Annotated in this window: 14 protein-coding genes; 7 read left to right on the forward strand and 7 right to left on the reverse strand. The window is 75.8% G+C overall.

Features of this window, described 5'->3' with window-relative positions; all coding sequences use genetic code 11:
* Positions 1–237 precede the first annotated feature (237 nt).
* The 3 genes from ABZ495_RS28300 (at position 238) to ABZ495_RS28310 (ending at position 16410) form a co-directional block, all read left to right on the forward strand.
* Positions 238–1518 carry an MFS transporter gene (locus ABZ495_RS28300; protein WP_352287741.1) on the forward strand — a complete coding sequence of 427 codons (1281 nt, stop codon included), beginning with the start codon at positions 238–240 and terminating at the stop codon, positions 1516–1518.
* 160 nt (positions 1519–1678) lie between these two features.
* A complete protein-coding gene (locus tag ABZ495_RS28305; protein WP_359838732.1) occupies positions 1679–14923 on the forward strand; it encodes a MupA/Atu3671 family FMN-dependent luciferase-like monooxygenase in 13245 nt (4414 codons plus the stop codon).
* A 5-nt stretch (positions 14924–14928) separates the two neighbouring features.
* Complete coding sequence (locus ABZ495_RS28310) at positions 14929–16410, forward strand: condensation domain-containing protein (RefSeq protein WP_359838734.1); 1482 nt, start codon at positions 14929–14931, stop codon at positions 16408–16410.
* A 56-nt stretch (positions 16411–16466) separates the two neighbouring features.
* Here ABZ495_RS28310 and ABZ495_RS28315 read toward each other — a convergent pair whose 3' ends face one another.
* Positions 16467–16790: an alpha/beta hydrolase gene (locus tag ABZ495_RS28315; RefSeq protein ID WP_359809080.1), complete on the reverse strand. Its 324-nt coding sequence runs from the start codon at positions 16788–16790 to the stop codon at positions 16467–16469.
* Positions 16791–16882: 92 nt separating this feature from the next.
* Positions 16883–17182, reverse strand: a complete 300-nt coding sequence (locus ABZ495_RS28320) for a YciI family protein (RefSeq protein WP_329485784.1) — start codon at positions 17180–17182, stop codon at positions 16883–16885.
* A gap of 155 nt (positions 17183–17337) precedes the next feature.
* Here ABZ495_RS28320 and ABZ495_RS28325 point away from each other — a divergent pair, with 155 nt between their 5' ends.
* From ABZ495_RS28325 to ABZ495_RS28335, 3 genes are all read left to right on the forward strand, one after another.
* Entirely contained in the window at positions 17338–17658 is a 321-nt protein-coding gene (locus ABZ495_RS28325; protein WP_359809082.1) for a cupin domain-containing protein, read from the forward strand.
* A 119-nt stretch (positions 17659–17777) separates the two neighbouring features.
* On the forward strand, positions 17778–19289 hold the full coding sequence (locus ABZ495_RS28330; RefSeq protein WP_359838736.1) for an FAD-binding protein: 1512 nt from the start codon (positions 17778–17780) through the stop codon (positions 19287–19289).
* A gap of 247 nt (positions 19290–19536) precedes the next feature.
* The gene (locus tag ABZ495_RS28335) at positions 19537–20037 is read left to right on the forward strand and encodes an anthrone oxygenase family protein (RefSeq protein WP_359809084.1); all 501 of its coding nucleotides are present in this window, start codon (positions 19537–19539) and stop codon (positions 20035–20037) included.
* 24 nt (positions 20038–20061) lie between these two features.
* Here the strand turns inward: ABZ495_RS28335 and ABZ495_RS28340 are convergent, their stop codons facing one another.
* From ABZ495_RS28340 to ABZ495_RS28355, 4 genes are all read right to left on the reverse strand, one after another.
* On the reverse strand, positions 20062–20418 hold the full coding sequence (locus tag ABZ495_RS28340; protein WP_329485788.1) for a hypothetical protein: 357 nt from the start codon (positions 20416–20418) through the stop codon (positions 20062–20064).
* Between the two features lie 181 nt (positions 20419–20599).
* Positions 20600–22180, reverse strand: coding sequence for an MFS transporter (locus ABZ495_RS28345; protein ID WP_359809085.1), 1581 nt, complete (start codon positions 22178–22180; stop codon positions 20600–20602).
* Positions 22181–22357: 177 nt separating this feature from the next.
* Entirely contained in the window at positions 22358–23173 is an 816-nt protein-coding gene (locus ABZ495_RS28350) for a GNAT family N-acetyltransferase (protein ID WP_359838738.1), read from the reverse strand.
* A gap of 140 nt (positions 23174–23313) precedes the next feature.
* A complete protein-coding gene (locus ABZ495_RS28355; RefSeq protein ID WP_359809087.1) occupies positions 23314–24069 on the reverse strand; it encodes a putative protein N(5)-glutamine methyltransferase in 756 nt (251 codons plus the stop codon).
* Positions 24070–24367: 298 nt separating this feature from the next.
* On the opposite strand from ABZ495_RS28355, the gene ABZ495_RS28360 reads away from it, so the two are divergent.
* Positions 24368–24577 (forward strand): hypothetical protein, encoded by a 210-nt coding sequence (locus tag ABZ495_RS28360; RefSeq protein WP_359838740.1) that lies wholly within the window; start codon positions 24368–24370, stop codon positions 24575–24577.
* A 63-nt stretch (positions 24578–24640) separates the two neighbouring features.
* On the opposite strand, the gene ligA is transcribed toward ABZ495_RS28360, so the two are convergent.
* A complete protein-coding gene (ligA, locus tag ABZ495_RS28365) occupies positions 24641–26722 on the reverse strand; it encodes an NAD-dependent DNA ligase LigA (RefSeq protein WP_359838742.1) in 2082 nt (693 codons plus the stop codon).
* Positions 26723–26816: the final 94 nt, after the last annotated feature.

Genomic DNA, 26816 nt, shown 5'->3' on the forward strand with positions numbered 1-26816 from the left:
GCGCACCACCGTGTGGCCACCGTACGCCCGCGAACCGCCCGGCGACAGCGGCCGGCCGTCGCCAGGGCGCCTCGGTCGGCCATGCTCGGGCGCCGGGTGGCCGGAAGTGAACGTTCCGGTCCGAATTGACGGCGTACCGTCGTATGGTCTTAGCGCCGTGAGCGGTCGAACCCCTTGATCCCGCCGACGGCGCCGCCCTAGGATCCAGATGAAATGTCACATGGCAATGGAGCCGTCGTGGGGGATCACACCGTTCCGAGCCGGGGTACCGCCACGAGCGCCCTGCCCAGGCCGTTCTACCGGCTCGCCGTCGGGGACGCCGTCTCCAGCTACGGCAGCCAGCTCAACATGGTCGCGCTCAGCCTCTTCGCCTACGAGGCCGCGGGCAACGCCCTCGGCACCGCCGGCTACCTGACGCTGCGTCTGCTCGGCGGCTTCGGCGCCGGCGTGCTCGCCGGGCGCGTCGTCGCCCGCCTCGACCGCCGGCTGCTGATGGTCGGCTGCGCCTTCACCCAGGCCACCGGCCTGGTGGCGCTCGCGATCGTCCCCGACCACCTGCGGATCCCGGTGCTCTACCCACTGGCCCTGCTCTTCGGCGCGGCCGGCACGCTCAGCGCCGTCGCGCTGCGCAGCAGCGTGCCCGAGATGGTCGGCCCGGAGCACCGGGCCCGCGCCAACGGGGTGCTGGTGACCGGGCGTTCGACGGCGATGGTGCTCGGGTTCGCCTCGGCCGGCGTGCTGGTGGCCTGGGCCGGGTTCCAGGCCGCGCTGCTCACCGACGCCGCCAGCTTCGTCGTGTTCGGCACGGTCGTGCTGCGACTGCCGCTGCGCACCCGGGCCGAGCGCGACGGAGCGACGGCGCGCCCGGCGGCCGAGCCGGGCGGGCGGTTCGCCGGGCTGGTGCTGCTGCGCACCCTGCCGGTGATCGGCGCGATGGTCGCCATCCGGCTGGTCGACGCCTTCGGCTCCGCCGCGCACAACATCGGCCTGCCGGTGTTCGCGACCCGGACGTCCCCGGAGAACCCGGCTGCCGTGCTGGGCCTGTTCTGGGCCACCTGGGCGGTCGGCAGCCTGGGCGCCCACCAGCTGGTCTCCCGACTGCTCGTCAAACGCGGCCGGGAGCCGGGCGAGCGGGCCTTCGCGGTCGGCACCGCGCTGATGTCCACCTGCTTCATCCTCGCCTTCACCGGGCTGCCGACCCCGCTCTTCCTCGTCGTCGCGCTCGGCGCCGGGCTCGCCGACGGCTTCACCGAGATCTCCTACACCACCCGGATCCAGGCCGTCGACGACGACCGGCGCGGCCAGGCGTTCGGGCTGGTGGCGAGCGCCGAGAGCCTCGGCATGGGCGTCGGGATGCTGCTCAGCGCCGGGCTGATGGAGCGGTTCAGCCCGCTCACGGTGGTCGGCTTCTCGCACGCCGTGCCGATCGCGCTGGCCGCCGGGTTCCTGCTGATGGTGGGGGTCGGCGCCCGTCGGCGGCGCGCGCCCGCCGCGCGGCCCGTCCCCGCCGACCACTAGCCGCGTACCGGCCCTCCCCCACCGGGCGGCCGAGCGCCGGGCGACCGCCCGCCGTGCCCGCCCGACCGCCGTACCGGCCGCCCCGGCCGCCGCCCGCCGTCACCCCGCCGTACCGCGCCCCGCCCGCCCTTGTCGCAGAGCCCAGGAAGGTACGACCCGCATGAGCGTCCCCGGCCCCGACCGCCCCAGAGCCGACGTGGTGGAGGGCCGGCTGCTGCGCCACACCGGCCTGGCCGACTGCGCCCTCGTCCCCGGCGGTTCCCCGGGCGGCGCCGGGCCGATCGTCTACCTGGTGCCGGCCGACGACCGGGACCACGCCGGACTGCGCCGCTGGGCCGCCGCCCACCTGCTGGAGGACGCCCCCGACGCGGAGATCCGCCTGGTGGACGGCATCCCCCGGACCGCCGACGGGGCGGCCGACGCCGCCGCCCTGGCCGCCGCCCGCGACCCGCGCGAGCACCCCCGCCCCGCCCGCCGGCACCTGAGCGAACTCACCGGCCGCTGGCGCCCGTTCGGCGCCGCCGCGCCGGCCGCACCGGAGCCGCCGGCGGAGCCCGAGCCCGCGGCCGGCGAGCCCGCCGTCGCCGTCGGACCCGTCCTGACGGCGCTGCCCGACGGCCCCGCCGACCTGCCCGACGCGCTGCTGCGCGCCGCCCGGCTGCACCCCGAACGCGGCCTGCACCTGGTGCGCGCCGACGGCGGCGCCACCACCCTGCGCTACCCCGAGCTGCTGGACCGGGCGCTGCGCGTGCTCGGCACCCTCACCGCCGCGGGCCTCGGCCCGGGCGACCGCGCGATCCTCCAAGTCCCCGACCTGGAGCACTACTTCCCCGCGCTCTGGGCCTGTCTGCTGGGCGGCGTCCTGCCCGTCACGGTGGCCCGCCCGCCGGGCTACGACCGCCCGGGCCCCGTCCTGGAGAAGCTGGTCAACGCCTGGGAGACGCTGGAGCACCCGCCGGTGCTGGCCGCCGGTGAGGCCGTCGCCGGGCTCGCGGGCATCGGCCGGCTCGACCCGCGGGCCGCCGGTCTGCGGGTGATCCCGGTCGACCGTTCCGCCGCGCAGCCGCCCGCGGCGCCGCACGGCGCCGGCGGCGATGTCGCGATCCTCCAGCTGTCCTCCGGCTCCACCGGGCGCTCCAAGGCGATCCGGATCAGCCACCGCGGCATCCTGGAGTACGTGGCGGGCGCCTGCGAGCAGGGCTTCGCGCCCGGCGACCCGACCGTCAACTGGCTGCCGCTCGACCATGTCGCGGGCCTGCTGATGTTCCACCTGCGGGACGTCGTGGCGGCCTGCGACCAGACCCACATCCCCACCGAACTCGTCCTCGCCGACCCGCTGGTGTGGCTGGACACGCTGGAGCGCCGGGGCGCCGCGCACTCCTGGTCGCCGAACTTCGGCTACCGCCTGGTCGCCGAGGCGCTGCGGGCCGCCCCCGAGCGGCGCTGGGACCTCTCGGCCGTCAAGTCCCTGATCAACGCGGGCGAGCAGTGCACCGAGGGCGTCGCCGAGGAGTTCCTGGCCAGGCTGGCCCCCTCCGGTCTGCGGCCCGACCACCTGCTGCTCGCCTGGGGCATGGCCGAGACCTGCACCGTCATCACCTACAAGCGCTACGGCGAACCCGGCGCCGTCCAGGTCCTGGCCACCGACTCGCTGACCGGAGCGCTGCGGCCGCTGCCGGAGGGCTCGGACGAGGCGGCCACCCGTTTCCTCTCGATGGGCCGCCCGGCCGCCGGCGCGCGGCTGCGGGTCGCCGACGACCGGGGCGCCGTCCTGCCCGAGCTGCGGATCGGACGGCTCCAGGTCTCCTCCGGCCGGGTCACTCCCGGCTACCTGAACAACCCGCGGGCGGACCGCGAATCCGCCACCGCCGACGGCTGGTTCGACACCGGGGACCTCGCCTACCTGCGCGACGGGGAGGTGATCCTCACCGGTCGGCGCAAGGAGATCATCATCATCAACGGCGTCCACCACTTCTGCCACGACCTGGAGGACGTGGTGTCCGCCGTCGACGGGGTGCTCTCCGGTCACGTCGCCGCGTGCGGGGTGCCCGACGAGCGCAGCGGCAGCGAGCAGTTGGCGGTCTTCTTCGTGGCCGCCCCGGAGACGGGCGAGCCGCACCGGACGGCGGGCGCCGTACGGGCCGCGCTGGCCGAGCGGTTCGGGCTGTCGGCCGCGCTGGTGCTCCCCGTCCCGGCCGCCGACTTCCCCCGCACCACCAGCGGCAAGATCCAGCGCACCGCGATCCGCGCCCGGCTGCTGGACGGCGGCCTGGACGCGCTGATCACCCGCCTCGACCTCGCCGAGGGCAATGCCCGCACCGTGCCGGACGTCGTCCGCCGTGCGGCCTGGGAGCCCCGGCCCGCGCCGGACGCCGCGCCGGTGCCACCGCCGGGGACCGTCCTACTGCTCGGGCCGGTCGGACCGGGCACGCTGTCGGACGCACTCGCCGCCCTGCTGCCGGACACCGTCCAGGCGTCCCAGGCCGAGTCCTTCGCCCGGCTGGGCGACGGCTACGCGCTCGACCAGCGGCGGGCCGGGAGCTGGCCGCGGCTGCTGGACGAGCTGGAGGCGGCCGGCCGCCGCCCGCACCGGGTGCTGCACCTGTGGGCGCAGGTTGCCGAGCCGGACGAGGTGCTGTGCGGCGAGGCCCTGCTCGGACTGACCCGGGCGCTGGCCCACCGGTACGGCGGTGGTCCGGACGGGGTCGAACTCGTCACTGTCAGCGCCGGGTTGCACGCGCTCGCCGACGGCGAGCTGCCGCGGCCGGTCGCCGCGCCGACGGCGGCCCTGACCGCCGGGGCCCGGGCCGAGCGGTTGCTCGCCGGGGCCCGCCACCTCGACCTGCCCGCCGACGCCCCGGCGGACCCGCGGGCCGTGCTGGCCTTCCTCGCCGACCCGCGGCGCGAGCCCGAGGCCGCCTGGCGTGACGGGCGCCCCTACGTACCCCGGCTCGGCCCGCTCGCCCCGCTCACCGCGCCGGAGGCCGCCGCCGCACCGGCCTGCACGCTGCTCTCCCCCGGCGCCCGCTGGCTGGTGACCGGCGGGCTGGGCGGCCTCGCCGGGGAACTGCTCCCGGAACTGCTCCGCCGGTACGGCCCGCACCTGCTGCTGGTCGGGCGCACCGACCCGGCCGCGGGCGGTCCGGCGGCGGCCGCGCGCCGCGCCGCGCTGGAGCGCCTGGTGCGGGCCGGCGGCCGGGTCGAGTACCGGACGGCCGACGTGACGGACCGCCGGGCCCTGGCGGCCGCCGTCGCCGAGGCCGAACAGGCCTGGGGCGCGCCGCTGGAGGGCGTCCTGCACCTGGCCGGCGAGTACCGGATCGGCCTGCTGGAGGAGCTCGGACCCGAGCGGTGGCAGGAGGCCGTCCGGGCCAAGACCGCGGGCACCGACGCGCTGGCCGAGCTGGTGGCGGCCCGCCCCGGTGCCCAGTTCGTCGGCTACTCCTCGATGATCGGGTTCCAGGAGGCGGTCGGCTCGGCGGGGTACGCGGCGGCCAACCGCTCCCTGGAGGCGGCGGTCGAGCGGCTGCGCCGGGAGCACCGGGTCGCGGCCTGGACGGTCTCCTGGGGCCTGTGGCGGGGTGTCGGGATGAACCGGGAGGCCTCCCACGACGCAGCCGCCGCCGAGCGCGGGATCGCCGTGCTCGACGCCGCCGAGGGCCGGCGGCTGGCCACCGCGCTGCTCGCGGCCCCGCCCGGTCACTACTACGCCGGTCCCGACGGCACCCGCCCCGCCGCCCGGCGCCGACTGCTGGCGGGTGAGCCGCGGCTGGTCGCCGACGCCCCGCAGCCGCCCGCCGCCGGTCCGGCGCGCCCGGTGGTGGCGGCGCCCGCCCCGGCCGAGCTGCGCCGCGCCGTGCTGGACACCTTCGAGGCCGTCCTCGGAGAACCGGTCGACCCAGGCCGACCCTTCCACGAACTCGGCCTCGGATCGGTGCAGTTGATGCGAGTCCAGGCCGCGCTGGCGGCGGGCCCGGCGCCCGGGCTGGAGCCGACCGCGCTGTTCCGGCACCCCACCGTGGACGCGCTGGCGGCCCGGCTGGCCGGCGGTGCGCCGGAGCCGGCACCGACCTCCGCCGCGCCCGCGCCGGAGGTGCCCGCCGACCGGCGGGTGGCGGTGATCGGCCTGGCACTGCGGCTGCCCGGCGCGGACACCCCCGAGGAGTACTGGCGCAACATCGTCGACGGCGTGGTCAGCACCACCCGGTACACCCCCGAGCAGCTCGCCGCCGCCGGCATCCGGGCCGAGGAGTACAGCCACCCCGACTTCGTCCCGGTCACCGCGCCGATCGCCGACATCGGCCACTTCGACGCCGAGGCCTTCGGCATCAGCGCCGCCGAGGCCGCCCTGATGGACCCCCAGCAGCGGCTGCTGCTGGAGACCTGTGCCCGGGCCCTGGACGACGGCGGCTACGGCGACACCGCGCCGGACACCCGGGTCGGGGTCTTCGCCGGCACCGGCATGACGCTGTACTCGCTGCGCGGCTACCTCCAGCACGCCATCGGCACGGCCGCCGACCCGGCCCGGCCGGTCGAGGCGCTGCAGGTGGCGATCGGCAACCAGGCCGACTTCGCGGCCACCCGGGTCGCCTACCGGCTCGGCCTCACCGGGCCCGCCGTCGGCGTGCAGACCGCCTGCTCCACCTCGCTGGTCGCCGTCCACCTGGCCGTCCAGTCGCTGCTGACCGGTGACAGCGACCTCGCCCTCGCGGGCGCCGCCGCCCTGCACGTCCCGCAGGCCGCCGGCTACCGCTACCAGGAGGGCTCGATCCTGGCGCCCGACGGCGTCTGCCGGGCCTTCGACGAGCGGGCCGCCGGAACGGTGGGCGGCAACGGCGTCGCCGCCGTCCTGCTCAAGCGCCTCGACCGGGCGCTGGCCGACGGCGACACCGTGCACGCGGTGATCCTCGGCTCCGCCGTCAACAACGACGGTGCGGGCAAGGTCGGTTACACCGCGCCCGGCCTGGACGGCCAGGCCGCCGTGGTCGGCCGGGCACTGGACGTGGCGGGCGTGCCGGCCGACAGCATCGGCTACGTCGAGGCGCACGGCACCGGCACCCCGCTCGGCGACCCGATCGAGGTCCAGGCGCTCACCCGTGCCTACCGGGCCCGTACGGGGGCGGTCGGCTTCTGCGCCCTCGGCTCGGTCAAGCCGAACATCGGCCACCTGGACACCTGCGCCGGGATGGCGGGTCTGATCAAGGCCGTCCTCGCGCTGCGCCACCGGGCGATCCCGCCGGTGACCCACCTGACCAGGCCCAATCCGGCTCTCGGGCTGGCCGGCAGCCCCTTCACGCTCCCGACCGAGGCATCGCACTGGCCCACCGGGGATGCCCCGCGCCGGGCCGGGGTCAGCGCGCTGGGCGTCGGCGGCACCAACGCCCACCTGATCCTGGAGGAGGCGCCGGCCGGCGCCCCCGCGGACGCCCCCGCCGCCCCCGACAGCGAACCGCCGGTCGCCCTGCTGCCGCTGTCGGCCCGCAGCCCGCAGGCGCTCAGCGACCTCGCGGCCACCGTGCTCGACCGGCTGCGCGCCGAACACCCGCCCCGCCCGGCCGACCTGCTGCTCACCCTCGGCGCGGGCCGCCGCCCGCTGCGCCACCGGCTCGCCGTCACCGGCACCGGGCCCGCCGAACTCGCCGACGCGCTCGCCGGGTTCGTCGCCGGGCGGCCCTCCGGCCCGGCGCACTCGGCGCGGGACGCCGGGCGCGGCACACCGGCCCCCGTCCTGCTCTACACCGGACAGGGCGCGCAGTACCGGGGCATGGCCGCCGGGCTGTACCGGGCGTACCCGGTGTTCCGGGAGGTGCTGGACACCTGTGACCGGCTGCACCGCGAGACCTGGGGGGAGTCGCTGCTGCCCCTGCTGCTGGAGCCCGGTCCCGACGGCGAGGAGCAGCCGTGGACCACCGAGGCCGCGCAGCCCGCGCTGTTCGCGGTGCAGGCCGCGTACACCGCGCTCTGGGAGGAGTTCGGGCTGCGGCCGGCGGCGGTGGCGGGGCACAGCGCGGGCGAGTACGCGGCGGCCTACGCGGCCGGGGCCTTCTCGCTGGCCGACGGCCTCTTCCTGGCCGGGGTGCGCGGGCGGCTGATGCACCGTTCGACGGAGCCGGGGGCGATGACGGTGGCCACCGCGTCCGCCGAACGCCTCGGCGCGCTCGCCGAGTGGCTGCCCGGGGTGGACCTGGCCGTGGTGAACGGCGCCGGGCAGTGCGTCCTGGCGGGGCGGCCCGGGGACATCGCGGGAGCGGAGGCGGTGCTCGCCCTGGAGGGTGTCGGAACCGAACGGCTCACCGCCGACCGGGCGTTCCACTCCCGGCTGATGGAGCCGATGCTGGAGGCGTTCCGGCGCCGGCTGGAGCAGATCACCCTCCGGCCGCTGCGGGTCCCGCTGGTGAGCAATCTGGACGGCGTGCCGCTGGCACCGGGCACGGTGCCCGGCCCCGACCACTTCGTCCGCCAGACCCGGGAGACCGCGCGCTTCGACCGGGTGCTCGCGACGCTCGACGGGCTCGGCCACGGGCTCTTCCTGGAGGTCGGTCCGCACCACACCCTGAGCGGGCTGGGCCGGCGCGAACTCGCGGGGGCGGTGTTCGTGCCGAGCGGACGCCGCGGTCGCGGCCCGGAGCGCCAACTGCTCACCGCACTGGGCACGCTGTGGACCCACGGGGTGCCGGTGGACTGGGCGGCGGCCGCCGCCGCCCGGCGGTGGCCGGACGGGCCCGCGCGGCGCGTCCCGCTGCCGGGCCGGCCGTTCCACCGTACCTACCACTGGTTCTCCGCGCCCGGCGCCGGAGACACGGCCGAGGCCTCGACCGCATCGCCGCCCGCGACCGCGACCCGGACCGTACCGGCGCCGGGGCCCGCACCGCTGTCGGGTTCCGTACCGCTGACCATGGCCGGGGCCCGTCCCGGGCCGGCGGCCCCGCCCGTAGCCGAACGCACCGTCCTGGAGGAGCCCGTCATGACCGACACCCCCGCGCCGGACCCGCTGGAGCAGGCGGCCGCCCTGGTCCTGGGCCGGGTCGTCGCGCAGACCGCGCGTCAGCTCGGCGTGGCGGAGGAGGCGGTGGGCACCGAGGACCCCTTCTTCGACCTCGGGGCCGACTCGCTGTCGATGATCAACATGATCCGGGACCTGGAGCGCGCCTTCGGGGTGCGGGTCCCGATGCGCGAGCTGTTCGAGGACGCGGACACCCCGGCGCGGCTGGCCGGGCTGATCGCCGGGCGGATGAGCGCCGAGGCGCTGGCCGGCCTGGTGCCCGCGCCGACGGCGGCGGCTCCCGAAGCGGTGCCCGCGCCGGCACCGGCGCCCGTGGCGGTGGCACCGGCCGCGCCCGCGCCGACGCCCGGACAGCCGGCGCCCACCCCGGCCCCCGCCACCCCGGCCCCCGTCGCTGCGGCCCCCGTCGCTGCGGCTCCCGTCACCCCGGTGGCGGCCGCCGCTCCCGACGGGGCCGGCGCGGTGGTCGAACGCCAGCTCGCCCTGATGGGCCAGTTCTCCCAGCTGATGGCCGACCAGCTCGCCCTGCTCGCCGGCGCCCCCGTCACGCCCGCCACGCCGACCGCGACCGCTTTGCCCACCGCCGCAGCCGCCGCCGTCACGGTCGCACCGGAACTCCCCGCCACACCGGCCCAACCGGCCACCCCATCGCAAGCACAGGTGCACGGCCCGCGCGTCACGGTCGCCCGGGACTCCGGGATGGCCGGGGGCGGCCTGACCGCCGAACAGCGCCGCCACCTCGACGAGTTGGTCGAACGCTTCACCGCCCGCACCGCCGCCTCCAAGGCGCTCACCCAGCGCCACCGCCGGGTGCTCGCGGACAGCCGGGCCGTGGTCGGCTTCCGCTCGGCCACCAAGGAGATGCTCTACCCGCTCGCCGCCCGCCGGGCGCAGGGCTCCCGGCTGGAGGACGTCGACGGCAACTCCTACGTCGACATCACGATGGGTTTCGGCGTGCTGCTCTTCGGCCACGAGCCCGCCTTCGTCCAGGAGGCCGTCCGCGAGCACCTGGCCGGCGGCCTGCGGCTGGGTCCGCGCGGCGCGGAGACCGGCGAGGCCGCCGAACTGCTCGCGGAGCTGACCGGCACCGAGCGGGTCGCGTTCGCCAACTCCGGGACGGAGGCCAACGCGGGGGCGATCCGGCTGGCCCGGGCGTACACCGGGCGGGACACCATCGTGATGTTCGAGGGCTCGTACCACGGGCACTTCGACCACACGCTGGGCCGCCCGGTGGGCCACGGGGCCGAGCGCGAGACGGTCCCGGTGTCGATCGGCATCCCCGGCAGCGCGGTCGCCGACCTGGTCGTGCTGCCGTACGGGGAGCCGGAGAGCCTGCGGGTCATCGACGAGCTGGGTGACCGGATCGCCGCCGTGCTCGTCGAACCGGTGCAGAGCCGCCACCCGTCCCGCCAGCCCGCCGAGTTCGTCCGGGGGCTGCGCGAGCTGACCGCCCGCCGCGGCATCGTGCTGATCTTCGACGAGATGCTCACCGGCTTCCGGCCGCACCTGCGCGGCGCCCGCGGGTTCTGGGGCGTGGAGCCCGACCTCTCGACGTACGGCAAGGTCCTCGGCGGCGGCTTCCCGATCGGCGCCATCGCCGGGCGGGCGGCCGTGATGGACGGCATCGACGGCGGCTTCTGGCAGTACGGGGACGCCAGCCACCCGCCGAACGACACCACCTTCTTCGGCGGCACCTACATCCAGCACCCGCTGTCGATGGCCGCCTGCCGTGCCGTGCTGCGGCACTTCAAGGAGCAGGGGCCGGGCCTTCAGGAGCGGCTGAACGCCCGGACCGGCGAGCTGGCAACCACCCTCAACGGCTTCTTCGAGGAGGAGGAGTTCCCGCTCCGGCTGGCGCACTTCGGCTCGCTCTTCCGCTTCGAGCCGCGTGCCGACATGGAGCTGCTCTTCCACCACCTGCTGGTCAAGGGGGTCTACGTCTGGGAGTGGCGCAACTTCTTCCTCTCCACCGCGCACTCCGACGGCGACGTGGAGTTCGTGGCCGACGCCGTCCGCTCCTCCCTGCGGGACATGCGGCGCGGCGGCTTCTTCCCCTCGACGCGCGGGGTGGCCGTGCCGTCCGTACCCGCCCCGCGCCTCGAACTGCCCGCGCCCACCCCCGTCCCCGCGCCCGTCCCTGCGCCGGTCCCCGTCCCCGCGCCCGCCGGTGACCCGGACCGCGAGGTCGACTTCAGCCTCTCCTTCTTCGGCGACTACCCGCTCGACACCCGGCCCGAGGACCGCTACCGGATCGTCCTGGAGAGCGCCCGGTTCGCCGACCGCAACGGCTTCCACGCCGTCTGGCTGCCCGAGCGGCACTTCCACTCCTTCGGAGGCATCTTCCCCAACCCCTCGGTGCTGGCCGCCGCGCTGGCCCGGGAGACCGAGCGCGTCCGGCTGAACGCGGGCTGCGCCGTGCTGCCGCTGCACCACCCCGTCCGGGTCGCCGAGGAGTGGTCGGTGGTCGACAACCTGTCCGGCGGGCGGGTCGGCCTGGGCTGCGCCAGCGGCTGGCACCCCAACGACTTCCTGTTCTTCCCCGACCGCTACGGCACCCACAAGGAGCTGATGCACCGGCAGGTCGACACCATCCGGGCGCTGTGGCGCGGCGAGCCCTACCGGGGCCGCAACGGCAGCGGCGAGGAGATCGAGGTGCACCTGCACCCGCGCCCGCTCCAGGAGCTGCCGCCGATGTACACGGCGATCGTCGGCAACCCGGACAGCTTCCGCGAGGCCGCCCGCCACGACCTCGGCGTGATCACCAACCTGATGACCCAGAGCGTCGAGGAGCTGGCCGCCAACGTCGCCCTCTACCGGCGCACCCGGGCCGAGCACGGCCTGGACCCCGAGGCCGGGCGCGTGGTGGTGCTGGTGCACAGCTACCTCGGCGCCGACCTCGCCACCGCCCGCGAGCAGGCCTACCGCCCGTTCTGCGGCTACCTGCGCTCCTCGCTCTCGCTCTTCGGGCAGGTCGCCAACAGCCTCGGCCTCACCCTAGACTACGAGAACACCCCGGAGGAGGACCTGGAGTTCGTCCTGGAGCGCGCCTACGAGCGGTACTGCGCCTCGCGCGCGCTGATCGGCACCCCGGAGAGCGTGCGGACCGTCCTGGACTCGCTGCGCGCCGCCGGCGCCGACGAGATCGCCGCCTTCGTCGACTTCGGCCTCTCGCCCGAGCTCGTCGCCGCCGGCCTGCCGTACCTGGACGAGCTGCGCCGCACCGCCCAGCGGCCCCGCGAGCGGCGCGCGCCGCTGTCGTACGCCCAGCAGCGGATGTGGTTCCTGCACCGGATGCTGCCCGACAGCTCCCGGTACAACGAGGTCAAGGCCATCGCCCTGGACGGGCCGCTCGACCACCGCGCGCTGGCCGGCGCCCTGCACGCCCTGACCGAACGGCACCCGGCGCTGCGCACCGTCTTCCGCGAGCAGGACGGCGAGCCGTACCAGGTGGTGCTGCCCGCCACCGGTGCGCCGCTCCCGGTCGAGGACGCCCCGCCGGGGCAGGACCGGGAGGAGGCCGTCCGCGCGCTGGTCGCCGAGGAGGGCGCCCACCGCTTCGACCTGGCCACCGGCCCGCTGCTGCGCACCCGGCTGCTGCGTCTGGCCGAGGAGCGCCATGTGCTCGTCCTCGCCATGCACCACATCGTCATCGACACCCTCTCCGCCGTGGTGATCACCCGCGAGCTGGGCGAGCTCTACCGGGCCGCGCAGTCGGGCCGCCGCCCCGAACTGCCGCACCTGCCCACCGACTACGCCGCCTTCGCGGCCCGGGAGCGGGCCCTGGTGGCCGAGGGCGCGCACGCCGCGAGCCTGGCGCACTGGCGCGAGGTCCTCGGCGGCGAGCTGCCGGTGCTGGCGCTGCCCACCGACCGGCCGCGCCCGGCCCTGCCGGACGGCCGGGGCCGCGCCTTCGTCCGCCTGCTCGACGGCGGACTCTCCGCCCGGGTAAGGGAGCTGGCCCGCTCCCGGCGCTCCACCCTGTTCATGGTGCTGCTCACCGCGTTCGCCGGCGTGCTGCACCGCTTCAGCGGCCAGGACGAACTCGTGCTCGGCACCCCCGTCGCCAACCGCGAGGAGGGCACCGAGGACCTGGTCGGCTTCTTCGTCAACACGCTCGCCCTGCGCCTCGACCTGTCCGGGGAGCCCGACTTCGAACGGCTGCTCGCCCGGGTGCGGACCACCGCACTGGACGCCTACGAGCACCAGCGGCTCCCGTTCGAAGTCCTGGTGCAGGAGCTGAACCCGGCCCGCGACACCAGCCGCAACCCGCTCTTCCAGGTGATGGTGGAGTTCGAGAACCACGCACTGTTCGAGCTCGACCTGCCCGGCATCGAGGCCCGGCCGCTGGACGACGTCGTCGACAAGTCCGGCTTCGACCTCACCCTGTTCCTCACCAACCTGCCGGAGGGCATCCGCTGCCACGTCGAGTACGCCACCGCGCTCTTCGACCGGGAGAGCGTCGAGCGCCTGCTGACCGCCTTCGAGCAGCTGCTGGCCGCCGCCGTCGCCGACCCCGCCCGCCCGGTGGCCGAGCTGCTGCCCGGCGGCCGCGAGGTGGCCGCCCCGGCCCTGCCCGGCACCCCGTCGCTGCGCGAACGGCTGGCCCGCACGGCGGCCGCGCACGCCGACCGCACCGCCGTCCTCACCCCGGGCGGCACCCCGGTCACCTACCGCGAGATCACCGACCGGGCCGAGCGGCTGGCGGCGCTGCTGGCCGCCGCCGGGGTCACCGCCGGCACCCCCGTCGCCACCCTGCTGCCGCGCTCCGCCGACCAGGTCGCCGCGCTGCTCGCGGTCGTCCGCCTGGGCGCCGTCCACGTACCGATCGACCCGGTGCACGGCGCCGAGCGCTGCCGACTGATCGCCGCCGACAGCGGCGCGCCCGTCCTGCTCACCCGCACCGGCACCGACCGGCTCGGCATCGCCCTGCCCGCCGTCCTGGCCGACGACGAGAGCGCGGTGCCGCCGGCACCCGCCGCCGGCGACCCCGATCCCGAGTCACCCGCCTACTGCCTCTACACCTCCGGCACCACCGGCCGGCCCAAGGGCGTCGTGATGCCCTACCGCGGCCTGCGGTCCCTGGTCGACTGGAACACCGACCAGCACGGCCCGCTGCGCACCCTGCAGTACGCCTCCTGCGGGTTCGACGTCTGCGTCCAGGAGACCCTCACCGCCCTCGCCGGCGGCGGCACCCTCGTCCTCGTCGACGAGGCGACCCGCTACGACGCCCGGGCGCTGGCCGACCACCTCCGGCGCACCCGCACCGAACGCATCCACCTCCCGCACACCACCCTGACCGGCCTGCTCGGCGCCCTGGCCGAGGCCCCGGTGCCCGACCTGCGCGAAATCGTCTCCGGCGGTGAGCAGCTGCTGCTCACCCCCGCGCTGCGCGCCTTCCTGCGGGAGAACCCGCGGTGCCGGCTGTTCAACCACTACGGGCCGACCGAGACCCATGCGATGACCAGCGTCGAACTCTCCGCCGACGGCCCCGACCACGCCCCGGTCGGCCGCCCCGTCCCCGGCAGCCGCGTCCAGCTGCTCGACCCGCACGGCCGGCCGGTGCCAGAGGGCGCGGTCGGCGAGATCCACGTGCTCGGCGACCAGGTCGGCCTCGGCTACCTGAACCGCCCCGAGGAGACCGCCGCCGCCTTCGTCCACACTCCGCAGGGCCTGCGCTACCGCACCGGCGACCTCGGCCGGCTGCGGCCCGACGGCACGCTGGAGCTCCTCGGCCGGATCGACGAGCAGGTGAAGATCCGCGGCTACCGGATCGAACCAGGGGAGGTGGAGAACGTGCTGCGCGCCGTCCCCGGGGTGCGGCAGGCCGCCGTCGCCGCGCACCACGGCCCGCAGGGCACCGCGCTCGCCGCGTACGTCGTGCTCGCGCCCGAAGCCGCCGAAGCCCCCGAAGACCCCGAGGCTCCGGCAGCTCCGACAGCTCCGGCAGCTCTGCTAGCTCCGACAGCTCCCGACGCGGCCGCCGCCCTCGCCCGGGTGCGCGACGAGCTCGCCGACCGGCTGCCCGAGCACATGGTGCCCCGGCTCTGGGCCCGCGTCACCCACGTGCCGCTGACCCGCAACGGCAAGCTGGACCGCGCCGCACTGCCCCCGGCCGTGCCGATCGGCGCCGACGCGGACACCGCCCCCGCCACCGAGCTGGAGCAGCGCCTCCAACAGCTCTGGGCGAAGGAGCTGGACGTCCCCGCCCCGGGCGTGGAGACCTCGTTCTTCGATCTGGGCGGGCACTCGCTGGCCGCCACCCGGCTGCTCAACCTGGTCCGCGAGGAGACCGGCCTGGAGATCGGCATCCTCGACTTCTTCCGCCGGCCCACCATCCGCGGCATGGCCGACCGCGCCCGCGCCGCCGCACCGGCCGAGACCTTCGAGCGAGGGACGCTGTGACCGCCGTGCCCACCGGACCGACCGCGCCCGCCGTGCCCGCGCCGACCGAGGACTGGCAGCGGCTCGTCCGGCTGCTGGACGAGCGGGAGATCGTCCTCTCCACCGAGGGCGGCCGGCTCGACTACCTCGCCCCGCCCGGAGCGATGGACGCCCCGCTCGTCGCCCTCGTGAAGGCCGAACGGCCCCGGCTGCTCGCCACCCTGACCGGCGGCGGCGCCGCCGAGGCCGCCGCCCCGGCCGGCATCGCCCAGGCCCGGATGCACCGCAGCCACGGCCGGGTGGCCGACCCGAGCCTGTGGAACATCACCCAGCGGATCACCCTGCGCGGGCCGCTCGACCCCGCCCGCCTGCAACGGGCCCTGACCGCGCTGACCGCCCGCCACCGCAGCGTGCGCACCCGCTACGCGCCCTCCGACCTCGGGCTGCTCCAGCAGGTCCTGCCCGCGCCCGACGGCCTGCCGCTGCCGGTCGCCGCGGTGGGCGGCGGCGCGGAGGCGGTGGCCGCCGCCACCCGTGAGGAGGCCGCCACCCCGTTCGACCTCGCCGCCCCGCCCCTGCTCCGGGCCCGGTTGCTCCGGCTGGGCCCCGAGCACCACGTCCTGCTGCTGACGTTCCATCACATCGTCCTGGACGGCTGGTCCCTGGCCACCCTGCTGGCCGATCTCGGCACACTGTACGGGGACCACCGGGCCGACCTGCCCGAGCCGGGATCGATGATCGAACACGCCTGCTGGGAACGGACGGTGGTGACCCGGGAGGCGGTGCGCCGGGCCACCGCCCGGTACGCCGAGCGGCTGGCCGGACTGCCGCTCACGGTGCCGCTGCCCACCGACCGGCCCCGGCCCGAACGGCGCTCCGGGCACGGCGGCGTGCTGCCCTTCACGCTCACCCCCGAGCTCACCGCGGCACTGAACCGGTGCGCGGCCCGCCGCTCCACCACCCCGGCGGCCGTGGTGCTGGCCGCCGTGGGCGATCTGCTGGGCGAACTCACCGGCGCGGACGAGACCTTGGTGATGCTCTCGACCGCCAACCGGCGGCGCCGCGAGCACGAGCGGCTGGTCGGGCTGCTCACCACCAACCTGCCGGTCCGGCTGCCGAGCCGCGCGCCGGGCGGGTTCGCCGGGCTGGTCGACCGGGCCGGCGAGGCCCTGGCCACCACGCTCGACCAGGCGGCCGTTCCGTTCGGCCTGGTCACGGAGGAGCTGCGGGCGCGCGGGCTGGCGCTCCCGCCGTCCTTCCCCCAGGTGCTGCTGGCCGTGCAGACCACCCCGGCGCCGGTCCTGGAGCTGACCGGCCTGGACGTCGTGGTCGAGGACGTTCCGGGCAGCGGCGCCCGCTCGGACCTGCTGCTGATGCTCACCCCCGAGGGGAACGGCCTGACGGGCCTGGCCGAGTACGACGCCGACCTCTTCGACGAGGCCACCGTCCGGGGCTGGCTGGACCGGCTGGTGCGACGGCTGGCCGAGCAGGTGCCGCCGCTGGCGTGACATTCCCCCGGGTCGGACCCCCGGAGGCCGACCCCGGAGCCGACCCCCAGCGCCCGTCAGGCGCGCAGGAAGGCCTCCAGGGCGGTCGCCAGCGCCACCGGCACCTCGTGCATCGGGTAGTGCCCGGAGTTGGCCAGGACCTCCAGGTCCGCGTTCGGGTAGTGCGCCAGCCGGGTGCCGCGCATCAACTCCGCGGACAGCGCGAGGTCGTGCTCACCGACGAAGACCTTGACCGGCAGGGTGCTGCCGGCGATCCGCGCCGCGAAGTCCTGGGTGGTCCAGTCGTCGAGGTAGCCGGCGACGGCCTCCGGGCTGGAGCCGGCCACCGAGCGGGCCGTCATCGCGTCCAGCCAGCGGCCGCAGGCGCGGTGCCCGGTCACCAGGTCCAGGATGGCCCGCCGGTTGGCGGGCTGCCGCGGGGCCTGGTGGAACAGGTCGTACGCGTCACCCTCCAGCGGCCCCCGCGGGGTCCTCAGGCGGGCAGCTGCTGGCGGTAGGCGTCCAGTGCGGGCGCGGTGGTGGTGGCGAGGAACTCCGTGACGGTGTACTCCGCCAGACCGGCCAGGCTGAACGGGTCGGTCCGGACGATCTCCTCGACGACCGCCCGGTCCGGGGCCACGGCGATGATCACGCCGCCGTCGCGGGGCTCCTTGCGGCCCGAGGCGAGGAAGGTCCCGGCCTCGTAGTGCTCCTTCAGCCACTCCACGTGCCGCGGGAGCACGGCGTCGATACGGTCCAGGGGCGCGGTGTAGGTCAACTCCAGAACGAACATGCGTCCAGGCTAGTCCTCCCTCCCGACGGGGTGTCAGCGGGGCGGCAGTCCGGAGATTTTGCCGAACGGTCGACCAACGCGCCCCGCGTCCCGGATAGCGTGCGGGCATCCCAGTGATCACGGGCGCGGCCGGACCGCGCCGGAAGAGGTGTGCCATGAACCGGATCGACGTCCCCGCGACCGCCGCCGCACTGCCCGGAGCCTGGCGCTCGCGCGTCCTCGGCCGGATCGGCACGGCCGCCGTCAAGGTGCTGCGAATGGACGAGCTGCCGCTGGCCGAGGAGCGGCACCCGCACGCCGAGGCGCTGCTCGTCCTGGACGGCCGGCTGGACCTGCTGGTCGCCGGCACGGCCGTCCCGCTCGGCCCCGGGGAGCTGTACGTGGTGGCGGCCGGCGTCCCGCACGCGGTGGCCCCGGGCAGCCGGGGCACGCTGGTGATCGTCGAGGTGGACGACGACGGCGCCGGACCGGCCTGAGCCCGCCGTCCGGACGGCCCGCGCCCCGTTCACGCCGTCGACGGCGCAGGGGACTGCCCGGAGACGGGCCGACTGCGGTACAACTGCGCTGATATGACGATTGATCGGAGATATCTGCCATGAGCAAGTCAGCTCTGCCCCGCCGCGGTCTGCTCGTCGGCGCGGCGGCCACGGTCATCGGCTGGAACACCGCCGGCCGCAGCTGGGCCGTCGCCGCCGGCCAGGGCGCCCCCACCGACGGCCCGACCACGGCGGACGGGGTGGCCGCACTGCCCCGGCTGGACGGCAGCCTGGTCACCGACCCCGCCACGCTCACCCGGTTCACCGGTGACTTCGGGCACCTGGTGACCGCCGCGCCCCGGGCCGTACTTCGGCCGGGCTCGGTGCGCGACATCACCGAGGTCGTCGGCTTCGCCCACCGCCACCGGATCCCGGTCGCCGTGAACGGCCAGAGCGGCGGCGGCGACCCCGCGGAGCTGGAGTCGCACTCCGGCTACGGCCAGGCCACCGCACCCGGCGGCATCGCCGTCGACGCGCGGGGCCTGGACCGGATCCTCTCCCTCACCCCCGGCCGGGCCGTGGTGGAGGCCGGCGTCACCTGGGCGCAGCTCACCGACGCCGCCCTCGCCCAGGGCTGGATGCCGCCCTGTCTGACGGACTACCTGCACCTCTCCGTCGGCGGCACGCTCAGCGTGGGCGGGATCGGCTCCGCCGTGCAGCGCCACGGCCTGCAGGTGGACACCGTCGAGTCGGTCGACGTGGTCACCGGTACCGGCCGGCTGCTGACCGCCTCCGCCACCACCAACCGTCAGCTGTTCGAGGCGGTCCTGGCCGGCGGCGGACAGGCCGGGATCATCGTCCGCGCCACGCTGCGGCTCGTCCCGGCCCGCGAGCGCGCCCTGGTGTTCAGCCTGTTCTACGACGACCTCGCCGCCTACCTCGGTGACCAGGAGCGGCTGATGGCCGAGCGCCGCTTCGACCTCCAGGCGGGTGAGGCGGTGCTCGACGCCGCGGCCGGCACGTGGCGGTACAAGATCGAGACGGTCGCCCACTACGACGGCGCCACGCCCCCGGACCGGGACGCCCTGCTGCGCGGGCTGCGCTGCCTCCCGGGCGAGACCACCGTCGTCGACCAGAGCGCCCGCGACTACGCCTTCCGGGTCGACGGCTTCGCCGGCTACCTCAAGGCCGCCGGCCTCTGGACCCAGCCCAAGGCCTGGCTCAGCGTCTTCCTGCCCGCCTCCACCGCGGCCGCCTTCGTCCGTGAGGCCACCGCGTCGCTCACCCCCGCGGACCTCGGCGCCGGGCTCCTCCTGCTCTACCCCTACCGCACCGCCGCCCTGACCCGCCCGATGGCCGTGATGCCGGACGCACCGGTCGGCTGGCACTTCGACCTGCTCTCCTTCCCCGCCCCCGGCGCCGACACCGCCGCCATGCTCCGCCGCAACCGTCGCCTCTACGACCGGGCCGTCGCCCTGGGCGGCAAGCGCTACCTGATCGGCGCCGTCCCCGGCATGACGCCGACCGACTGGCGCCGTCACTACGGCTCCCGCTGGGCGGCCGCCGTCGCGGCGAAGCGCCGCTACGACCCGGCCGGCATCCTCACCCCCGGCCAGGGCATCCACACCTGATCCGCCGCGGGGCCGCCCCGCCCCCGCGGCGGGCGGGGCAGGCCCGTGGGGAGGCACGGTGAAAACCGGTTCGGATCGGCGTGCGCCCGTGAGAGTGTCGACGGGGAAGGAGTGCGAGCGCGTGGAAGCGGCCTGACGGCGCGTCACCCGAGCGAGTCGTGGGCGGACGGAGCGCCGCGGCCGGCCCGGGCCGACAGCCGGTCGGCCGAGGCGGCGACACCGGTGGACGGAACGAGGGACGAACCCGATGGAAGCTGCACGCGTGATCGCCCTCGTGGCCGCGACGATCACCACCGGACTGAGCGCGGGGCTGTTCTACGCCTACGCCTGCTCGGTGATGCCGGGGCTGCGCACGACGGAGGACCGTACGTTCATCGACGTGATGCAGCGCATCAACGTGGCCATCCTCAACGGCTGGTTCCTGGTCGGGTTCGTCGGTGCGCTGGTCTGCACGGCGGTGGCGGTGGCACTGCACCTGCCGTCGGACGGTCACGACGTCCTGCCGGCCGCCGTCGCGGCCCTGGCCTGCTACACCGCGGCGCTCGCGGTGACCCGGAAGATCAACATCCCGCTGAACGACGCGCTGGCCGCCGCCGGGGAGCCCGGGCGGATCCCGGAGCCCGCCGCGGTGCGCGAGCGGTTCGAGGCGCGCTGGGTGCACTGGAACATCGCCCGGGCGCTGCTCTGCACGGCGGCCCTCGGATGCCTCTGCTGGGCGCTGGTGCTGCACGGCAACGCGAGCGGCTGAGCCCCGCCCGGCGCCGGGCGGGGCTCAGCGCGCGGCCGGCGGCCTCGGCGGGTTGTTGCGCAGCGGAGCGATCTCGCGGTCCAGCGTGGCGACATCCATCGCTATCCGCCGGGCGATGTCGCGCGGACCCGCCTCGGCCGGCAGCCGCCGGCTCCAGGAGCGGGCCCGGGCCGGGCCGTCGTGCGCCATGTGGAAGTTCAGCCGCAGCCCGCCGCCCAGGTCGACCAGGCTGATCAGGAAGTGGATGTCGGACAGGTCGATGGTGACGTCGTTGCCGATGCAGGAACAGCCGACCAGATCGCCGATCTCCTCCTCCGCGAGGTACTTGGCGAGCTGGACGGCCTTCCCCTCGACACGGAACGGTCGCAGTACGGGATCCACGCTGGCTGTCGCCTCTTCCCCGGTGTTCGCTGGACTCCTGCCGTTGCCGACATGATTCTAGAACCGTCCTTGGAGTCCAAGTCACCGGCATCACAACGGACTTGGCCAGACAGCACGAGGGGGCGCAGGAGCGCACAACGGTGGAGGGGCGGCGAGCCGCCTGCGCGGTGCGGTCCGCCGGCTACCGCGTCTCGTGCTCCTTCCGCGCCGTCGCGGGCTCCCGGCGTCCCGCCCGCTGCCGCCACAGCAGCGGCAGGGCCGGCGCCGCCACGACCGCGAGCAGGCCGGCCAGGCCGATCGCGCGGCCGGCGCCGATCGCCTGGACGTCGCGGAAGGCCGCGGTGATGGCGTCCGCCGTGGCCTGGTCGACCGAGGAGAGGATCTGGTCGGCGAGCTTGGAGTCCGTGACCGCGTTGCCCAGTTGCTGGGCGTCGTCCTCCGAGAGCCCGGCCGCCCGCGCCCGGCTGATCGCCTGGTCGGTCTCCACCGCCTGCTGGACCGCGACCGTCACGGCCACCCCGAAGGCGCCGCCCAGCATGCTGGTGACCTTGAACATCCCGGAGGCCGTGCCGGCCAGCTCCTCCGGCGGCCCGGCGACCGCGGTGTCGGACAGCGGGACGGACATCAGCCCGAGACCGGCGCCGAGCACCAGCAGCCCGGTGGCCAGGACGGCGTAGTGGTAGGTGTCGCCGATCACGGCGGTCACCAGGGTGCCGATGCCCAGCAGGAACAGGCCGACGACCACCGGGAGCCGTGCCCCCCGCCGGGCCGCCACCCGGCCGCCGAACGGGTTGAACAGCAGGATGGTCACGGTGGACGGCAGCAACAGCAGCCCGGCCGCGACCGGACCGTAGCCGCGGACCTCCTGGAGGTAGAGCGTGAGCAGGAAGCTCACCCCGGCGAAGACGATGTTCATCACGGAGTTCGCCGCGAGCGCCCCGTCGAACGGCCGGGAGGCGAACAGCCGCAGGTCGAGCAGCGGATCCCGGACCCGCCGCTCCACCAGCACGAACAGCGCCGCGAGCAGGACCGACGCGACCAGCAAAGTGATGATCACCGGGTCGGTGAAGCCGTCCTCCTGACCGGCCGTACACCCGTAGAGCAGGCAGAACGCGGCCGCGGCGCTGATCACCAGGCCGGTGAAGTCGATGTGCCGGGTGGCGTTCGGGTCGGTGGACTCCACGGCCGACCGGCGCACCAGCCACCAGGCGATCACCGCCAGCGGGGCGTTGATCCAGAAGGTCGACCGCCAGCCGGCCAGGCCGGTCAGCACGCCGCCGACGGCCGGCCCGGCGGCCTGGCCGACCCAGGCCACCGCCATCCAGGCCCCGAACGCCCGGGGCTGCTCGCTCACCGGGAACATCGGCGGGATCAGCGCCAGCGTCGCGGGCAGGATCAGCGCGGCGCCGAAGCCCATCGCGGCCCGCCCGGCGATCATCCCGGTCACCCCCGGCGTGAACGCCGTCAGCAAGGAGACCACGCCCAGCAGCACCAGGCCGGCCTCCAGCATGCGCTTGCGCCCGAACACGTCGCCCAGCTTCCCGGCCGCGAGCACCAGCGCACCGGTGGAGAGGCTGAAGGCGTTGTTGGCCCACTGCAGGGCGGGCAGCGAGACCGACAGTTCGTCCGAGATCGTCGGCACCGCGACCCCGAAGTCGGCGAACGACAGCCAGACCATGCCGGCCGCGACGCACATCCCGGTCATCGCGGTCCACCGCTGCGGGGAGTACCCGCCGTCCGGCTCCCCGGACGTTCCGGCCATGGGTCCGCTCCCTCCTGCGCCCGGCCCCGTGCCGAACGGACCTGCCCACTATCCGGGCCCACCCGGCACCGGGCCGGTGGCACACGCCGCGCATCCCCTGAACGGCCCCGTCGGCCCGGCCCTGCCCCGAGGGGCGCGGTCAGCCCCGTCACCGTGGCCCTGCCCCGAGGCGCGCGGTCAGCCCCGGGCCCGGTGCTCGTACTGGTAGGGCGTCATGGTGGTCAGGACGGCGAAGCCGAGCCGCTCCAGGATCGGGCGGCTCTGGTCGGAGGCGTCGACCCGCAGGTACTCGTAGCCGAGACCGGCGGCGATCCGGGCCCGGTGCGCCACCAGCGCGCGGTAGACGCCACGGCCGCGCCAGGCCGCCAGCGTCCCGCCGCCCCAGAGCCCCGCGAAGCCCGTTCCGGGGTACAGCTCCATCCGGGACGCGCACACCGGAACCTCCCGGCCCTCGTGGTGGGCGATCGCGAGGTGCACCTTCAAGGTGTCCGGGCTCTCGGTGAGCTGGGCCAGGATGCGGCGGCCGAGCCGGGTGCCGTCGGTGCCGAAGGCCTCCTCGTGGACGGCGACCACCTGGGCCACCCCCGCCTCGTCGGTGACCTCGCGCAGCTCGATGCCGGCCGGCTCCGCCGTGTCCGCCATCCGGCGGGTGAGGTCGCCGAGGTCGGCGACCATCAGGGTCTCCGGCTCCTCCGGGGTGAAGCCGGCGGCGGTGAGGCGCTCGCCGAGGTCGGCCGGGCGGTCGTGGCCGTACACGGTCCACTCGAAGTCCTGGCCGAGACCGGCGTAGTGGCGGACCTGCTCGGCGATCACGGCGTCGGCGCCGGTGGGATCGAGGTCGGACCAGACGATGCCGTTCCAGACGCTCTCGGGACCGCTCTGGCGCACGATTCCCGGGGACCGCTCGATGCGCGCGGCCGGGGTCTCGCGCGAGATGCCTCGGCGCATCCGGGAGTCGACGAGGGCCAGCAAGGTGTCGTGATCGGTAGTCATCCGGGCACTCCATCATCCCGGTGAGCTGCGGGGCAATCGGAATTCCGGTGGGTGGCCGGTGGACGGTGGACGGTGGACGGCCGGGGTCGGCTCTCCTCGCCCCGGCCGCCCGGCCGCCCTCGGTCAGCGCCGGGCCGCGGTCAGCGCCGGGTCGCGGTCACCACGGTCGCGTCGCGGTCCTCGCACGAGGCGACCGCGCCGTCCAGTCCGGCCGCGCCGACCACGGCGAGGGCCGCGGGCACCTGGCGCTCACTGGTCTCGAAGAACAGCGCCCCGCCCGGGGCCAGCCAGTGCGGCGCCTCCCCCGCCACCCGGCGCAGCACGTCCAGCCCGTCCGCGCCGCCGTCCAGGGCCGGGCGCGCCTCGTGCACCCGGGCCTCGGCGGGGAGCAGCGCGATGTCGGCGGTCGGTACGTAGGGCACGTTCGCCAGCAACACGTCGACCCGGCCGCGTAGTTCGACGGGCAGCGGATCGAACAGGTCGCCCTCGAACACCCGGCCGCCGGCGCCCGCCAGGTTGCGGCGGGCGCACCGGACGGCGGCCGCGTCGACGTCCGCCGCGTACACCTCGACCGGGTGGGCGGCCATCGCCGCGAGGGCGGCGGCCAGCGCGCCGCTCCCGCAGCAGAGGTCCACCACCAGGGCGTGCGCGGGCGTCAGCCCGAGCGCCGTCTCGACCAGGAACTCGCTGCGGCGCCGGGGCACGAAGACGCCCGCGTCGACGGCGATCCGCAGACCCCCGAACTCCGCCCAGCCGACCACGTGCTCCAGCGGGCGGCCCTGGGCGCGGGAGCGGACCATCGCCGCGAGTTCGGCGGGAGTGGCGGCGGCGTCGAGCAGGATGCGCGCCTCGTCCTCGGCGAAGACACAGCCGGCCGCCCGGAGTCGGGAGGTCACCGAGGAACGCAACAGTGCGGAAGAGAAGACAGACAACAGAAGAACCCCATCAAAGACACAGGCGAAAGATCAATCCGCCAGGACTCCCCGAGAGGGACCGCCGCCGAACCGGCAGAGCGCCACTACGCGCTCGGTGCCACGTCTTCACAGCTGTTCCCGGGGAGCACCCGCTCCGTCGTACCGGTAATGGGTCTCACCTCCCGAGGTCGTGGTTCTGTTCGGCGCCGCCACCCTACCGCACGCTCCGCACCCGGAAGGGATCGTGGCGAGGGCCCTCACCCGGTGGCATCCAGGTCCGATGCGCTCCTCCGCCACACCTGACAAGCCGCCGTTCGACGCCGTGCTGTGCGACATCGACGGCGTGGCCCGCTTCTTCCACCAGCACGAGGTGACCCGCCTCGAACACGCCGCCGGGCTGGGGATGACGGGGCTGCTCCACCGCGGGCCCGAGGACCTGCGCCGGGCGCTCGCCCCGCTGTTCGACGGCCCGCGCGCCCCGGGCCGGTAGACCGTCGGCCGGGGCGCGGGCCTCGGGCCTCGGGCCTCGGGCCTCGGGCGGGGTGACCGGGCCTCAGGCGAGGTGGTCGGCGACCAGGGTGGCGAACTCCTCCGGGGTGAGGATCCGGATGCCGAGCTCCTCCGCCTTGGCCCGCTTGGAACCGGCCTTCTCCCCCGCGACCAGCAGGGTGGTCCGCTTGGAGACGGACGAGGAGGCCTTGCCGCCGGCCCGCTCGATCAGCTCGTTGACCGCGTTGCGCGAGAGCTCGGCCAGCGGACCGGTCATGGCTCCGGTGACGACGACGCTCTCACCGGTCAGCGGGCCGGCCACCGCACCGCCGGCCACCGCACCGGCCGCCGCCTCCCCCTCCGCGCCGTCGGCGGACGCGACGGGCGCGGTCGGGGTGGTGACGGCGGTGCCCACCCCCAGGGCGGCCAGCCGGTCCAACAGCGGTGCCACCTCGGCGAGTTCGGTGACGATGACGGCGGCCTTCTCGGCGCCGATGCCGTCCACCCCGGCCAGCGCCTCGGCATCGGCGGCGCGGATCGCCGCCATACTGCCGAAGTGTGCGGCGATCCGGCGCGACATCGTCCGGCCCGTGCCGCGGATCCCGAGCGCGCAGAACACCCGGTTGAGCGGCTGGGTGCGGGCGGTCTCGATGGCGGCGAGCAGGTTGTCGGCGCTGGTGTCGCCCATCCGCTCCAGGGTGAGCAGTTGCTCCTTGGTGAGCGTGAAGAGGTCGGCGAGATCGGCGACCAGCCCCGCCTCGACGAGCTGGACGGCGCGGGTGCCGCCGAGGCCCTCCACGTCGAGCTGGTCGCGCCCGGCGGCGTAGATGATCGAGGCGACGGCCTGGCAGGCCCGGCCGCGCACGCAGCGCCAGCGCTGCTCGGTGGTGTCGATGGCGTCACCGCAGCGCGGGCAGGTCTCGGGGAAGGCGATCGGCTGCTCGGCACCGGTGCGCTGGTCCACCAGGGGGGCCTCGACGCGCGGGATGACGTCGCCCGCCCGGTAGACGAACACCTGGTCGCCGATCATCAGGCCCCGGCGCTCGATGTCGGCCGGGTTGTGCAGGGTGGCGTAGGTGACGGTGACACCGTCGATGACCACCGGCTCCAGGACGGCGCGCGGCGCGATGATGCCCGTCCGGCCGACGTTCCACTCCACCCCCAGCAGCCGGGTGACCTTGTGCTGGGCCTGCAGCTTGCGGGCCACCGCCCAGCGCGGGGCGCGCGAGCCGGAGCCGGCCTGCTCCTGGTCGGCGGCGGAGTCCGCCTTGACCACGACGCCGTCGATGCCGAACGGCAGGGCGGCGCGCAGCGCGGCGATCTCGTCCACGCGCTGCCCGACCTCCTCGATCGTGGCGCAGCGCTGCGGGTGGGCCGCCGTGCTGGCGGCGGTGTTGGCGCCGAGAGCGGCGAGGCGCTCCAGCAGCTCGCCGTGCCCGAGGTCGGGCAGCCCGATGGCGCCGTAGGCGAAGAAGGTGAGCTCGACGCGGTAGGCGCGGTCCTTGGCCCGCAGGGTGCCGGCCGCGCCGCTGCGGGGGTGCGCGAACGGGGTGGCGCCGTGCTCGGTGCGGACGGCGTTGGCGTGGTCGAACTGCTCCTGGGTGAGCAGGACTTCGCCGCGCAGCTCGATGTCCAGGGGTTCGCCGAGCCGGGCGGGCAGGCCGAGCACCGCGTCGGCGGCGTGGGTGATGTCCTCGCCCGCGAGGCCGTCGCCGCGGGTCAGCACCTGGGCGAGGCGACCTGCCCGGTAGCGGGCCGCGATCGCCAGGCCGTCCAGCTTCGGCTCGACGCACCAGCCGGCCACCGGCCGGCCCAGCCTGCGCTCCAGACCCTCGGCCCAGGAGACCAGCTCCTCGGCGGAGAACACGTTGTCGAGCGAGAGCATCGGCACCGAGTGCGGGACGTCCCCGACGACCGCGCCGCCGGCCACCTTGCCGGTCGGGGAGTCGGGGAGCACCTCCTGCGGGTGCTCGCGCTCGTACGCCTCGATGGCTCGCACCAGGGCGTCGTACTCGTCGTCGCCGAGCGGGGTGGCGCCGTCGGCGTAGTACGCCGCAGCGGCCCGCACCGCCGTGGAGACGGCGTCGGCGTAGGCGTCCGGGGAGGCCAGGGCAGCGGGAGAGGCCATGGTGGCTGCGTCCTTCATACCGCCATCATGGCTCCCGGCACTGACATGCGACCGCAGGGCCGTTCGACCGCCGGGCGCCGGTGTTTCCGGACGGCCGGGGCGGGCAGGCCGC

The sequence above is a fragment of the Kitasatospora sp. NPDC005748 genome, from assembly GCF_040630735.1.
GTDB lineage: Bacteria > Actinomycetota > Actinomycetes > Streptomycetales > Streptomycetaceae > Kitasatospora.